Below are 13,346 nucleotides of genomic sequence, written 5' to 3' on the forward strand. Positions count from 1 at the left end.
AGCGCTATTTCAAGCGTTTGGCTTATTCCTTCGTACAGCTCACGGCCAGCAAAAACAGGCGTTTGCGCAAAGACCAGCGGTGTAGCAGCTCGGCATGCCTTTCGCGCAAGTTGGCAATGCTACTTGTGCATAAACTTTTCTTGTGCCCCCGCCTGGGGCCGCAAAGCGGCCCTGTGGGTCAGCGGAATTTGTTCTTGGCCAACTCGATATCGTTCATCAATGCCTTGGCCATCGCCGTCAGGTAATCGGCCGCACCCAACAGCTTGTGGTCGTCTTCCATATCACCCTCCCTGAGCAGATGCTTGATGTAGCAGCAGCACAGAGACCTGTTCATAGGCATCATCGATCGCAATACCGGGCTGCACCCGCAAAAGGCCAACGGGTGGGTCGCCGACGTCCAGGAAGGTTTCCAGGCCGGCTGTGGTGATGGGCTTGGGGCTATCGTTCATGCGATTTCCCCCTCCGCGCTCATGCGTTCACTGGCGTGCTGCAGCAATATCGCTGCCGACTCGGCGGCCTGAGCTGTGTGGGCCAGCCGGCTAATGCCGGGTTCGCCGGCGTGGGCGCAGCAGTGTTCGTCGAGGGTTTGGGCCACAGCGCGGATGAGCTCGCGGGCCTGGGTGAGTGCGTCGTGTGGGGAGATGTCGCTGTGGATAGAGAAGTAGGGGGTGTGGATGAGTGGGCGTGGTGGGTCGGGGACGATCTTGATCATGGCGTAACTCCTTATTCACGGAAGGAACTGCCACTAAATCTTTCTCACGGATTTAGGTGGCAGCCATACGCGGGGTGAGAAACCGAGTGAATAAGGAAAGCCCCGGCCAGACCGAAGTCTGCCCGCGTACAGCCACCATTTGGGTGACGCTCATTCGTGGTCGGGTTCTCACACCCGGTCGCCGAAGCGACCCAGAAACGGTATCCGTGAGGCATTTCCCCGACAACAGCGATACTTCAGCAGCGCGCGTAGGATAGGTCTGAAGCATGCAAACCCCGAAGCATTTGGTTTCAGGTTCAGAAATGCCCTACAGCTGATAGCTGCCTTGATTGTAGGAGCGGCCTTGCGTCGCGAAAGGGCTGCGAAGCAGCCCCAGGTTTTCGAACCAACGCAGGTATCGACGTTTGTTCACACATTGCTGGGGCTGCTTCGCAGCCCTTTCGCGACGCAAGGCCGCTCCTACACACACACGCACGCGCGACGGTTGAAGACGGTCGATCAGCGCCCGCAAAGCTCGCACTGCACACCTCCCCACGGTGTATCATTCACCCCCAAATCATTAAAAAGAGACGTCGCGCGCTGCCCGCCAGCCCCGCGACCTTCTGGCGTTGCGCCAGAACCGACAATGGACTAACGGACTTCCTCATCGTGACCCAAGCCAAACCCCTAGCCCTGTTGACCTTCGCCATGGCCCTGACCGCCTGCGCCAGCGACACCCCAAGCCACCCTTCCAGCCACCTGGGCTGGGACACCCCTGGCATGCAACTGGGCGGCGACAGAGGCCTGCCCCTGCGCGTCGAGAGCCCTTGCCGCAAGCGCGGCTGCGACAACGACAAGCTGTTCTTCAACCCCGGCAAAACCGAACCAAGCGTCAACACGATACACCGCGGCTGGTAAGAAAAATCTCCTTTTAAGCCGGTGACTTAGGTCATTTGCAAACAATCGCAAGGAAGTGGTTTACAGGCGCCAAACGATCGTTATAATGACGCCCCATTGCCGGTATAGCTCAGATGGTAGAGCAACTGACTTGTAATCAGTAGGTCCCGGGTTCGATTCCTGGTGCCGGCACCATTCAAGGTTCCATAGAAAGCTTTCAAAATCTCTGGAACCCCCGAAAAACCCGCCTTCTGGCGGGTTTTTTCGTTTTGGCGTTCCGTCGGATTCCGTGAGTAGCCAGCGCTAATAAGGGTAGTTTTAAGGATAGAGGTCCGTTTCGATATCGGAGACTACCCTTATGGCCCGCACCACTGCCCCGCTTACAGACACCGCCTGTCGCACGGCAAAGCCCAGAGAGCGCGAGTACAAGCTCTTCGACGGCGACGGTCTTTACCTGCTTGTGCAACCCAACGGCCGCAAAGGCTGGCGGCTCAGGTACGTGAAACCCGATGGCCGCGAAGGCCTGACCGCCCTCGGCAGCTACCCGGTGGTCGGGCTGGGCGACGCACGCCGCAAGCGCTTCGAGATCAAGCAGCAGCTCGCCAACGGCATAGATCCCATCCAGTACAAGCAACAAACCAAGACCCAAGCCGTGATCAACGGCCGCACCTTCGAAAGCGTTGCGCTCGACTGGCACGCCAGCATGGTGCCCAAGTGGGCGCCCGGCCACGCCAAGACTGTACTTAGCCGATTGAAGACTCACGTATTCCCTTTGATCGGTGCCAGAGCAATCGTTGAGTTGGACACCCACGACCTCATGCAGCCACTGGAAGCCGTGACGAAGCGCGGCACCATCGACGTGGCGCTCAGGATCAAGAATTACCTGCAAAGCATCATGCGTGAAGCCAAACGGCTGCGACTGATCACGGCGAACCCGGCTCACGACCTTGATGGCTCGATCAAGACACCACGGGTAACTCACCGACCCGCACTACCCTTATCGCGGCTGCCAGAGCTACTGGCATGCATTGAGGATTACAGAGGTCGCCCGCTCACGCGCCTCACGGTGATGCTGTCGTTGCATGTATTCGTACGCTCCAGTGAACTGCGCTTCGCCCGTTGGAATGAGTTCGACCTCAAGCGCGGCATCTGGGAGATCCCCGACACCCGCCCGGCGCTGGACGGAGTGCCCTTCTCCACAAGAGGTACGAAGATGGCCGGGGACATTCACGTTGTACCCTTATCGCCGCAGGCGGTGGCCTTGCTTGAGCAGATCCACGCGATCACCGGCAAGTTCGAGCTGGTGTTCGCGGGGGATGCCAAGCCATGGAAACCGATGTCCGAGAACACGGTGAATGCCGCGCTCAGGACGATGGGCTACGACACCAAGGTGGATATCTGCGGCCACGGGTTCCGAGCCATGGCGTGCAGTGCGCTGGTCGAGTCCGGGCTGTGGTCGGAGACGGCTATCGAGCGACAGATGAGCCACAAGGAACGCAACAACGTACGCGCCGCTTATACCCATAAGGCCGAGTTCCTCGAAGAGCGCCGGATGATCATGACCTGGTGGAGCCGGTTTCTGGATGCAAACCGCGAGGACCATGTGACGCCGCATGAGTTTGCCAAGCAGACGGGCGAGAACGTCACGCGCCTGCGCAGCGCCAAGAGGACCGAGTAACCCGCCGCACCACCACCTCAAACTCACTGTGAAGTTACCCACAGCATCCCATGAAGCTCCTCCACGCGGGTCCTTTCAAACGGGGCTGCAAAGCCGCCCCGTTTGAAAGGACCATACCTAAAAAAAAACTGCTGGCACAGCTCACGTCTGTGGAAAACCACTGATGCCCACCGGGGGATAGTTTTATCCACAGGTGCTAAATCACTGATATCGCGCTGCTTGACGAATATTGTCCACAAGCGTAGACCGGGAGTCGCAAGAGCTGTCGATGACAGCACCCCAGGTGACCCGAACCTTAAAGGTCACGCCGCTCCCGCGGTGGTTCACCCGCAAGTACGATTCGCGTCCGGCAGCTCGTACGGTCACTACCCATGTGATGGATGCCAACTCAATATCGTTGCCCCTGCGGCAACCACCCTACCCATCTGCTCAGCAGCAACCTATCCGCTTGGCCATTTCACGTGCGCCAACCAGCGCCCGTCTCTTTCACTGGAAAGAGACGGGCGCTCCTGACACTGCTGCAGCCCTGATCGCACATGGCTCAGCGGCAATTCCCCTCGTGACAATTGGCATGACAAACGCCGATGTCACCAGCAACAGCCATGCAGATGATGGTGCCGCAGACCAAAGGATGGACTGCACCTGACTGACAGTCAGGCATGCCCCGGTCATCGCATTGCTGCGTTCACCCGACTCAGGATCTCGCGGCACTGGTCTCGTCAGCCAATGCAGCCTCTACCCGCCCACCGGTTACGGTGCTCAGGAGGCCATATCATGAGATACCCTTGCTCCCGGACGTAAGGAGCCGCCAGTCCCGCGTTAGAGGACATCCCCACAGGTCGCAGGGACCTCGATCCCTGATAACACTCAACATTCTTGGCGGGATGACGTGGGGGCATATTTCTTCCTATGTGATCTAGGCTCTGTACGAAAAGAGATGTCGCAAACACCGCATGGAACAAGCCAGCGAGACCATAGCGGCATAACTTTTCGCGAGCTTGTCGAAGCGTGTCACGATGCGGCGATTCTCTTTCAGCCAGCCAAACATGCGCTCGATGATGTTGCGCTGTCGGTATTTGGGCCGATCAAACAGTCTGGGTAAGCCGGGCTTGGGTTTGCGTTTCATTGAGCGCAGCGGGATGACGGGCTGCATTCGATATTGGTCGCAGTAGCGGCGAAGCGCTTCGGCGTCGTAGCCTTTGTCGGCAAGCAGCCACTTGCAGCGCTTGCGCGGACGACCTCGTTGGCCTGCTGGAATGCTTACGTCGTCCAGCAGTGGCTGGGCGTAGCTAATGTCACTGGCTTGACCGCCAGAGAGGAGAAAACGCAGCGGTGTCCCGTTCGCGTCGCAGAGCATGTGGATCTTGGTGGTCAGTCCACCGCGACTGCGACCTAGAGCGTGATCGGCAGGCTCGTCAGGCCCCCTTTTTTCCCGGCGCCAGAAGAGGCTCGGGTGGCGCGTACAGCAGTTGAGTCGATCATCCAAGTTTGCAAATCGATCAAGCCTTGCTCATTCAATCTCAAGTGCAAGCGTTTGAGCATCTGATCGAATGTGCCGTGGTTTCGCCAACCCCGGAACCGTTGATACACCGTTGACCATGGGCCGAAGCGTTCCGGCATATCTCGCCACGCAGCGCCCGAGCAGAGTACCCAGAGCACGCCATCGAGCATCAGGCGGTCGCTCAGGCGGGGCCGCCCCCGACCATGGGTTTCAGTGAAGAGATCGGCGACCACAGTCCAGGCCTCATCCGAGAGTTCGTAACGCTTTGCCATCACAGAATTCCTTTCCGTAGATGGCCAAGAACCCTACAGAATTCCAGCTTCCGAAGAGCGTCGATTGGGTTTCTCGGGATTTCGTACAGAGCCTAGGCTACTTCAACACGGCAGTCATGCTCCATTAGATCGGGTTTTGCAATCAACCCCTCCGTGACATAAACGGGACAAGGAGGGGTTGAGTGCCCAACCGTCATCAATCACGGTGCTTTTTTTTATCACGCTGATAATGTCATACTGACAGCATTCCCTTTAAGCCCACCGGATGGGGCAGAAAATGGCATATCTATTCGCAGTGGATAGCGTAGGCGTGATGACAATAGTTTCAGCGATCATAGAAGCGCTCTATCAAGCCTGCCGAAAGCTTGAATTTCTCGAATACGACTTGCTGAATCATTTAGTCCGCACTGAACGTAATCAGACGGCCTCGTTCCGCACCATATCATACTTGCCTATAAAATCACTGCTGCAGGCAAGTTCTCTAAAACAAGCTTACAAACATTAGACTAAAGCCATAGAGGCTCTATTAGGAAACTCAAAGCCTTTCGAGCCATTGACAGTATAAAAACCGCTTTGTGAACAGGAAAAAAAATGGCTCCTTCAGTAAAAGTCTTTATCAGCTACAGCCATGAAGATCAAGAATTTCACGATAACCTTGTAAAATATCTAACCAATATGCAACGACAAGGTGAAATATCTACATGGACGGATAGGAAAATTACTGGAGGCAGTTCATGGCGAAATGAAATCGATAAAAACCTTGAGGCCGCAGATATTGTTTTACTGTTGGTTAGCCCTGATTTCATTCATTCCGAATACTGCTACGACAAAGAGATGGGTACAGCACTGGAGAGACATAAGTTAAAGCTCGCCAGAGTAATTCCGGTATACATCCGTGTCACAGATGTAAAAGGCTCAATTATAGAAGAGCTGCAAGGATTACCTACAGATAGAAAACCTGTAAACAAATGGCAAGATAAAGATGAAGCGTGGAAAAATGTAGTCGAAGGTTTACGTTCAGCAATCGCCGAATACTCAGAGGCTAGGCCGATGAATGAGTTAGTGACTAAGAATGATACAAAACCCGACTTCTCAGAACCCCATAAGCATTGGCTAGACGATACAGAAGTTACATTAGCGCACCGTGTTGTAGATAAGGTTAAGCTCAGCAAAATATACGTAGCGCCTGACCTTCTTGTTGTTAATAAGAATTTTACTAGCAAAATCAGAAGAAGCATAAACGCAAACTGCTTAATTAAAGACTCAGACTTATCTATTGTTGTCGGGGAAGAGCAAGCGGGGAAAACCTCTCTTGCAAAATTTCTATGCCGTCAAATTTATGAATCGGGCCGTCTAGCCGTTTATATAAATGGCTGCGAGGTGCGCTCTGCCAACATCAGCGCACTCATTGAGAAGCGCTTAGGCGAACAGTACACACTTACAGGCCAACTCAAAGATTCTTTGGCACAAAACATCACCATAATTATCGACGATATACATCTACACGGCCTAAACAAGAAACACTTCGACCAGCTAGTCTCCTCTTTAAAGTCTACATATTCTACGTTAGTATTTTTTGCTAAAGATACATTTAGATACGTAATGCCAGATTACGAAGAGCTGGAAATTTTCGACACCTACCAAATAAATGATTTCGGAAATTTCAAACGCGCCAAACTTATCGAGCGATGGGTCTCACTGGGTGTCGAGGAATCTCTGGATGAAGCAGAGATGTACAAAGAATGCGACGAAATAACTACAAAAATAAACTCAATTATACGAAAGAAGCTCATCCCATCGAAGCCCATCTTTATTCTATCTATACTTCAAATGCTTGAAGCTTATACATCGCAACGCCTGGACATGACATCACATGGCCACTGCTATCAAAGCTTAGTTTATCAAGCACTAGAAAGGATAGACATTAAGCAAAAAGAAATAGATAAATACATGAATGTAATGACTGAGTTCGCATGGGCTCAGTACAAGAATGAAGGAAAAGCCTTCACGACAAACGCCCTAGCGGAGTTTTATGATGGCTACGCGCAAGAGTATTTAAGCGTCGACCGCACCAAAGTGACTGAAGACCTCCATAAATGTAACATTTTATCCTCTAAGGAAAATCTAGTTTCATTTAAATATCCATACATATACTACTTCTTCGCAGCAAAAAAAATAGCTGACTCTTTCAGCAAAAGCGAACTTATAAAAACAGAGATTAAGAAGCTTCTAGAGGGCCTGCATCGGGAAGACTACGCGAACATCATAATCTTTATCACTCATCATACAAAGGAAAGCTGGATCCTAGATGAGATAGAAATGTGCCTAATGCAGCTATTCAGCGATCATACGCCGGCAACATTACAAGCTCAGGACACCGCATTCCTAGAAGAGTTTCTAAAAGAAATTCCAAAATTGGTGATTGAGGAAAGAAAGATTCAGGAAGAACGGGAAAAGCATCAACATTCATTAGAGGCTGAACAAGAAAACGAGATCGATATAACAGGCCCTCAACCTGAGGATCGCGATGATAATAGTCTGTTTGCAAACATCAATAAAGTTTTCAAAGGTTCGGAACTCATTGGGCAGATTGTACGAAACCGTCATGCATCTCTCAACAAATCGGAACTGTCGACTCTACTAAAAGAGTCATACAATTGCGGACTGAGATTCCTGCAATTCTTCATAGACATATCAGACATCGCAAAAGAAGAGGTAATACAAACAATTGCACAGCAAATTCGAGAAAATCCATCCCAAACTAATCTTGCAATTGAGAAGGAAGCACGAGGCGCATTTCTTCTCTTTACATATAGTGCCATCTATGCAGTGGTAAGAAAAATTGCTAGTTCTACAGGATGTGTAGAAGCAGAAGAGATTTACCGCGCCATCGAATCAGAAACACCAACACCGGCTATCAAACTTATAAACCAAGCGATAGAATTAGACTTCCATAAAAAAGTTGATCATGAGACACTCGAACGATTGGCAAATGAATTCAAAGGCAATATAGTCTGCGATCGAATATTGAAAGAGATTGTGATCCAGCACATATACATGTTCCCGGTTGAGTATCGAGATAAGCAAAAAATTTCTTCTTATCTGAGCCTCCCTATGGAAAAGCTGCAACTGCAAGATCTCGACAAAAGATCCAAGATGCTGGACAACAAAAAATGAGTATAGAATTTAATCCCCAATACCCTGCCATTCACAAGCAAGCCAGTAAAAGCTCATTTTTATACCAAAGGGCAAGCCGCGCCCTGTTAATAGCTAACCTTATTATTTTAGTCACAGCAGCAGGCGTTGATAGTTTTAAAATAGAGTGGCTGACCGGCCTATATCCCAAGACCATTCTTTTATCAATAAGTATTTTACTGGCGATAATCACAAAAAAACTCTCACTCGAAGAAAAGTGGTATGCCGCAAGATCCCTATCAGAAACAGTTAAAAGTCTAGTATGGCGCTACACAATGAGCGCGGCCCCTTTTAATAACTCTGGTGCGGGGCACCATCTTTTGCTACGGGAGCGTTTAGAGGCAGCATGCCTTGAAAGTAACAACCTAATTGGTTCGCGCAGATTCCATCTAGACGAAAATGATCTTTTACTCTCAAGCGTCAGTCATGCTGAACACATAGCGGCGGATAAATTCACCACCTACATCAAAAATAGGCTCAACCCCCAACTTAAATGGTATTCAGAAAAAGCAAAGCATAACGCTTTGATGTCTAAAGTCTTTTTTTCAGCATTTCTTATCTGTAATATACTTGCAGTTTCCTGCTCTGCTTGGCAAGAGACTGATACTAGCTCCACACTACCAATTACCGGCTTACTTATTGCGCTTTCAACAGCTCTCATTGGCTGGATCGAGTCGAAAAAATACAGCGAGCTTGCCGCAGCCTATTCACTAACTCACAGTGAAATCGAGCTTCTAAACTCAGACATTCATGACATTTCTAACCGAGAAAGTCTTTCTGCTTTTGTCAATGATGCAGAGTCGTTATTTTCACGTGAACATACTCAATGGGCGGCTAAACGTGGATATACCACAAAAATTTAAGTTCCAGCTTACTTCGTGCAGTGACCATGCCCCCGAATTGTTCACGGGATAGTTAAAGAGATAGCATTATTTTCATTGCGCAGAAAAAGTCATAACTATCAAACAATTAGAGGCAGCTTCGACTCCTGGTGCCGCACCATTCAGGCTCCATAGAAAACTCTCAAAAACTGGTGGGTTCCAACCGTTTCAGTTTGGGGATCAAGGTCACTTTAAAGAAAGTGAGTACCTTATGTCGCACCTGAGAGCCGCCTCAAAACCTACGAGGTCCCGGGCGGCACTGTCGATATGACCTCATGCAGCCCTTGGAATCGATCAAGCAGCGTGGAACGATAGACGGTGCTTTAGGGTTAGAGCTTCCCGCATAGCATCACGCACGAGGCAAAACGCCTTGGCGCAGAGAGGAAAAATTGACATGGATATCTCAACCGTACAAAGCATCAAGCTCGCGATTGTGGCGGCAACCGGACTGTCAAAAGACGCGCTGCATATCTATTTTGGCATGGCGGTCTATTTGACGATGATCGTTGGCACCCAACGATTCAGGCCATACTTTGGTTGGCTGGTTGTTTTACTCATTGCGTGTGCTGGCGAGTGGGTAGATCGGCGAGACGATATTGGCAGCTTCGGATACTGGCGCTGGCAGGCCAGCGCTCATGACGTTCTCAACACATTATTTTGGCCGACGGTGCTAACACTGCTTTGGCTTTTCAAGTGCCGCAGTAAATAAAGCGTACATCCGTAAGAATCTCGCAATCCGCTCTGGAGTTTAATTTTCGATCCAGACCCTCACCGCAAGGTGGGCCTTTGTTTGTGTGTTCGCTACCCCGCCGCGCAATTACCCCAGGGCGGAGCAAGCATGACCTATCAGGCTGCCTTCTGCTCCAACGTCTCCCAGCCCAAACAAGCCAACGCCAGTGTGCGTGGTACCGCTTCACGACCGCTACTGTAACGGCTGATACTGCGCGCACTGACGCCCAGCGCTTCGGCAGCCTGGTCGAGCGTCATCCGATGCCGCAGCCGCCAGCGAATGAATATCCGGGTGTTCTCATCCGGGGCGTTTTGGGCAAGCGCGTCCAGCAGTAGGGTGTCGGCACCGATCTGAATATCCAGCGCCGGCCATTCCACGGACCAGCCTCCATCCCCTAACGTTACGTCTTCGAACGCTTTGCGCTTAGCCAGTGGCGCCAAGCCCGGATACGCTTTAAGCGCGTCGCTCATATCCAGGGTAAACCGCTGCCCATTGGTAAAAGTCAGCTCAAGGCTAGCGCCCGACCGAGGCTGAACCGCCCGCAGGCGGGGACGTTTCATCGATGCCATTTCATCCACTCCTTCTTGTGTCAGATAGCGCCCCTATCACCTCCAGTCAGTGATACTGCTCGGACCGACTTTCGCGATCACATGCCGATCGCAGAAACGATAAGTTGAAACCTTACCGCAGACGCAGCCCGCCTTGATTTCAATCAAGGCTGAAAGCGCTGGAAGGCATAGCTTGGGCTCAGCACCCCACTTGCGAGAATGGACGCTATGGCCAAGAAATTCCCCACCAACCCCAGCCACCCTGAACGCATCTGCTGGGGGTGCGACCTGTATTGCCCCGCCAAAGCGCTGGCCTGCGGCAATGGAGCCGATCGCACTATGCATCCGGTGGAGTTGTTCGGGGAGGACTGGGACCGTATGGAGGACCGGTTGGACAAGCCGGTTCGCGAGGCTCAGCAGGCGCAATCCAACTGACCGCAGGGGGCCGCTTTGCGGCCCATCGCAGGCAAGCCAGCTCCTACACAAAACGCGCAACACCACAGGCACAGCGCTGGCCTGCGATGGGCTGCGCAGCAGCCCCAGGTGCCTCCGTCAGAACGCCGTACTCACCGTCAACGACAGGTTCCGCGGATCACCATAAATCGCCCCCGCGTAGAACCCGTAGCGGGTGTAGTAGTGCTTGTCGAACAGGTTATTGGCATTGAGGCTGACACTCGTATCGTCAGTCAGCTGGTACTTGGCCATGGCATTCCAGATCGCATACCCCGACCAGTTGACGTCGGTAGCACCTGTGCTAACACCATTGCTCGGCTGCCCAGCCGGGCTGGATACCGCGCGAATGTTGCTCTGCGCGGTCACCCCTGCGCCAAGGGTCAAGCGGTCCAGCGGGCCAGACAGCCGATACGTGGTCGAAGCCTTGAACAGGTGCGACGGGTCGCTGCGGCCATCACTGTCGATACGGCGGAAGTGCAGGTACGTGTAGCCCGCGTAAACGTTCCAGTTCGGGGTCAGTGCACCGGCGATTTCCAGGTCGATGCCGTCGGTTTCCTGGCCAGAGCCGGCTTTGTAGGCGTCGTTACCGGTCGGTGTGGTCAGGTCGCCGTCCAGCACGGCCTTGTTTTCCTGCTTGGTGCGGAAGTACGCCGCCGAGGCATTCAGGCGGCCATTGAACCATTCGCCCTTGATGCCGGTTTCGTAGCTTTGCCCGCGAATCGGCTCGACCTTGCTGCCGCTGCTGGTCTCGGCGGTCTGCGGGGTGAAGATGTCGGTGTAGCTGGCGTATAGCGAGTAGGTGTCGTTGAGGTCGTACACCGCGCCCAGGTAGGGGGTGACGATGCCGTTTTCTTCCTGGCTGGTGCGCACGCCGGCATTGCTGCGGGTGATTGCGGAGTAGTTGCTGGTGCGCACGCCGACGATCACCGACAGCGGGTCGGTGATGCTCAGGCGAGTAGCTGCATACATGCCCTGCAAGCGGGTGGTGGTCTTGCTGTGGCGGCCGGTGCGCGAGGCGATCATGTCGTAGTCGTCATCCACGCCATTGCGCCAGTCGGTCAGCGGGAAACCGTTGTTGGCGCGGAACTGGCAACCCAGCGCCGCAGCACTGACGCGGCCGTCGCTGACCATGTTGCAGGTGTATTCCGGTGACCAGGCCACGGTGCGGCTGTCGTTGTAACCGACCATCGCCTGATGGGTACGGCCGAACAGCTGGAACGGGCCGGACAGGTCGATCTGCGCCGACTGCTGGGTGGTGTCGCTGGCGCTGTGCAGGCCGTTGAGCACGGCGCCGCTGCCGTCCTGGTCCCAGTAGCCGCCGAAGGTGCCGCGGCCCGCCGAGTTGACCTTGGCCAGCCCGCGGTGGTTGAGGGCCTCGGCGGTGCTTTGGGCGGCCTTCAGGTCCAGCGTCCAGTCGTTGTCGAAGCGATGCTCGAGCGAGCCGAACGCCGTGCGGGTGGTGTACTCGCCAAAGCTCCAGCTGGGCACCACGTTGGTGCTGCGCGGCAGGTCGGTCTTGCTGCCGTCGCGGTACCAGATCGGGATGTTCGCACCCCAGCCGCCGCCGACGACCTTGTTGTATTCGTACTGGTAACCGGCACCCAGGGTGGTGGCGTCGTCGAGGTCAAATTCGAAGTTGGCCAGCGCAGCGCGGGCGCGCTCGGACTGGTGGTCGCGGAACGAGTTGGCGTCCTGCTGGGTCATCACAAACCGCGAACGCAGGCGGCCGTCCTCGGACAATGGCAGGTTCAGGTCGGCGCCCAAGCGGCGTTTGTCCCAGCTGCCGTAGGTCGCGTAAGCGCTGCCGCCGAAGGTCTTGGTCGGGGCCTTGCGGATCAGGTTGACGGTGGCCGAGGGGTCGCCGGTGCCGCCCAGCAGGCCGTTGGCGCCACGCACGATGTCGATGCGCTCGTACAGGTCCATGTTCAGCGCGTTACCACCGCCGCTGAAGTCGGAGCCACCCTGAAACTGCAGGCCATCGACCTTCCAGTTGCTGATCGAATAACCTCGCGCCCGGTAGTCGGTGCGCCCGCCGACTTCGGCTTTGCTGGCCGTCACCCCTGGCGTGGTTTCCAGCGCCTGCTCGATGGTGTGGATGGCGCGGTCGTCCATCTGCTGGCGGGTAATGGTGGTCACCGACTGCGGCGTTTGCCGCGGCGTCAGCTTGAGGCCGGTTGAACTGCGGCTACTCTCGACCGTGTACCCTAGCTGGCCGGCTTCATCGGCAGGCGCCAGCGCGCTGTCCTCGATCTGCGTGGCATCCAGCTCCAGTGGCTTGCTGTCGGCAGCCATGGCGCTGCCGCTGATGGCCGCGGCGATGAAGAAGGCGAGCGGGGTGAGGTGACTTGCGCCTCGGCCGATGGAAGAGAAGTCGTTCATGATGCTCCGAGGCTTCATTTGGGAAGGTTTCGTATTCGCAGATGATTTTTTGTTACGATTCTAGGGATCCGCCCTTGGGGCTCCAGCCCCGGCTTGTATGGGGATGTAATTGAACGTAACG

The 13,346-nt window shown here is 54.0% G+C and carries 10 protein-coding genes, 1 tRNA gene and 1 pseudogene; 7 read left to right on the plus strand and 5 right to left on the minus strand.

The window, feature by feature from the left end; all coding sequences use genetic code 11:
* Positions 1-178: 178 nt before the first annotated feature.
* Together PC358_RS25025 and PC358_RS25030 are read right to left on the minus strand one after the other, a co-directional pair.
* Positions 179-449, minus strand: a pseudogene (locus PC358_RS25025) (DUF3077 domain-containing protein).
* A complete protein-coding gene (locus PC358_RS25030; protein ID WP_033703194.1) occupies positions 446-712 on the minus strand; it encodes a hypothetical protein in 267 nt (88 codons plus the stop codon). The pseudogene PC358_RS25025 and the gene PC358_RS25030 overlap by 4 nt, the downstream one beginning before the upstream one ends.
* Positions 713-1,360: 648 nt before the next feature.
* On the opposite strand from PC358_RS25030, the gene PC358_RS25035 reads away from it, so the two are divergent.
* From PC358_RS25035 to PC358_RS25045, 3 genes are all read left to right on the plus strand, one after another.
* Complete coding sequence (locus PC358_RS25035) at positions 1,361-1,609, plus strand: hypothetical protein (RefSeq protein WP_033703195.1); 249 nt, start codon at positions 1,361-1,363, stop codon at positions 1,607-1,609.
* A 98-nt stretch (positions 1,610-1,707) separates the two neighbouring features.
* Positions 1,708-1,783 (plus strand) — tRNA-Thr (locus PC358_RS25040).
* 163 nt (positions 1,784-1,946) lie between these two features.
* A complete protein-coding gene (locus PC358_RS25045) occupies positions 1,947-3,266 on the plus strand; it encodes a tyrosine-type recombinase/integrase (protein WP_033703196.1) in 1,320 nt (439 codons plus the stop codon).
* Between the two features lie 916 nt (positions 3,267-4,182).
* On the opposite strand, the gene PC358_RS25050 is transcribed toward PC358_RS25045, so the two are convergent.
* Positions 4,183-5,039, minus strand: a protein-coding gene (locus PC358_RS25050) for an IS5 family transposase (RefSeq protein WP_156056807.1) whose coding sequence is annotated in 2 segments (ribosomal slippage) — positions 4,183-4,695 and positions 4,698-5,039 — 855 coding nt in all. Because the reading frame shifts where the segments join, the coding sequence is not laid out codon by codon here.
* 591 nt (positions 5,040-5,630) lie between these two features.
* On the opposite strand from PC358_RS25050, the gene PC358_RS25060 reads away from it, so the two are divergent.
* The 3 genes from PC358_RS25060 (at position 5,631) to PC358_RS25065 (ending at position 9,824) form a co-directional block, all read left to right on the plus strand.
* On the plus strand, positions 5,631-8,216 hold the full coding sequence (locus PC358_RS25060; RefSeq protein WP_033703199.1) for a TIR domain-containing protein: 2,586 nt from the start codon (positions 5,631-5,633) through the stop codon (positions 8,214-8,216).
* Positions 8,213-9,097, plus strand: coding sequence for a DUF4231 domain-containing protein (locus PC358_RS27485; protein WP_077068772.1), 885 nt, complete (start codon positions 8,213-8,215; stop codon positions 9,095-9,097). Before PC358_RS25060 ends, PC358_RS27485 begins: the two co-directional genes overlap by 4 nt.
* Before the next feature lie 412 nt (positions 9,098-9,509).
* Positions 9,510-9,824, plus strand: a complete 315-nt coding sequence (locus PC358_RS25065) for a hypothetical protein (RefSeq protein WP_033703201.1) — start codon at positions 9,510-9,512, stop codon at positions 9,822-9,824.
* A 137-nt stretch (positions 9,825-9,961) separates the two neighbouring features.
* Here the strand turns inward: PC358_RS25065 and PC358_RS25070 are convergent, their stop codons facing one another.
* Positions 9,962-10,414 carry a DUF2442 domain-containing protein gene (locus tag PC358_RS25070; protein ID WP_033703203.1) on the minus strand — a complete coding sequence of 151 codons (453 nt, stop codon included), beginning with the start codon at positions 10,412-10,414 and terminating at the stop codon, positions 9,962-9,964.
* A gap of 207 nt (positions 10,415-10,621) precedes the next feature.
* Here PC358_RS25070 and PC358_RS25075 point away from each other — a divergent pair, with 207 nt between their 5' ends.
* Positions 10,622-10,828 carry a DUF3079 domain-containing protein gene (locus tag PC358_RS25075; RefSeq protein ID WP_033703342.1) on the plus strand — a complete coding sequence of 69 codons (207 nt, stop codon included), beginning with the start codon at positions 10,622-10,624 and terminating at the stop codon, positions 10,826-10,828.
* Positions 10,829-10,945: 117 nt separating this feature from the next.
* Here the strand turns inward: PC358_RS25075 and PC358_RS25080 are convergent, their stop codons facing one another.
* The gene (locus PC358_RS25080) at positions 10,946-13,243 is read right to left on the minus strand and encodes a TonB-dependent siderophore receptor (protein ID WP_033703205.1); all 2,298 of its coding nucleotides are present in this window, start codon (positions 13,241-13,243) and stop codon (positions 10,946-10,948) included.
* Positions 13,244-13,346: the final 103 nt, after the last annotated feature.

Origin of the sequence: Pseudomonas capeferrum (genome assembly GCF_000731675.1) — a bacterium.
Lineage (GTDB): Bacteria > Pseudomonadota > Gammaproteobacteria > Pseudomonadales > Pseudomonadaceae > Aquipseudomonas > Aquipseudomonas capeferrum.

What these genes read in the sequence shown, in the direction of transcription:
- PC358_RS25060 (WP_033703199.1), top strand. Translation starts at nt 5,631, where the DNA reads ATGGCTCCTTCAGTAAAAGTCTTTATCAGCTACAGCCATGAAGATCAA.
- PC358_RS27485 (WP_077068772.1), top strand. Translation starts at nt 8,213, where the DNA reads ATGAGTATAGAATTTAATCCCCAATACCCTGCCATTCACAAGCAAGCC.
- PC358_RS25080 (WP_033703205.1), bottom strand. Translation starts at nt 13,243, where the DNA reads ATGAAGCCTCGGAGCATCATGAACGACTTCTCTTCCATCGGCCGAGGC.
- PC358_RS25065 (WP_033703201.1), top strand. Translation starts at nt 9,510, where the DNA reads ATGGATATCTCAACCGTACAAAGCATCAAGCTCGCGATTGTGGCGGCA.
- PC358_RS25070 (WP_033703203.1), bottom strand. Translation starts at nt 10,414, where the DNA reads ATGGCATCGATGAAACGTCCCCGCCTGCGGGCGGTTCAGCCTCGGTCG.
- PC358_RS25030 (WP_033703194.1), bottom strand. Translation starts at nt 712, where the DNA reads ATGATCAAGATCGTCCCCGACCCACCACGCCCACTCATCCACACCCCC.
- PC358_RS25045 (WP_033703196.1), top strand. Translation starts at nt 1,947, where the DNA reads ATGGCCCGCACCACTGCCCCGCTTACAGACACCGCCTGTCGCACGGCA.
- PC358_RS25075 (WP_033703342.1), top strand. Translation starts at nt 10,622, where the DNA reads ATGGCCAAGAAATTCCCCACCAACCCCAGCCACCCTGAACGCATCTGC.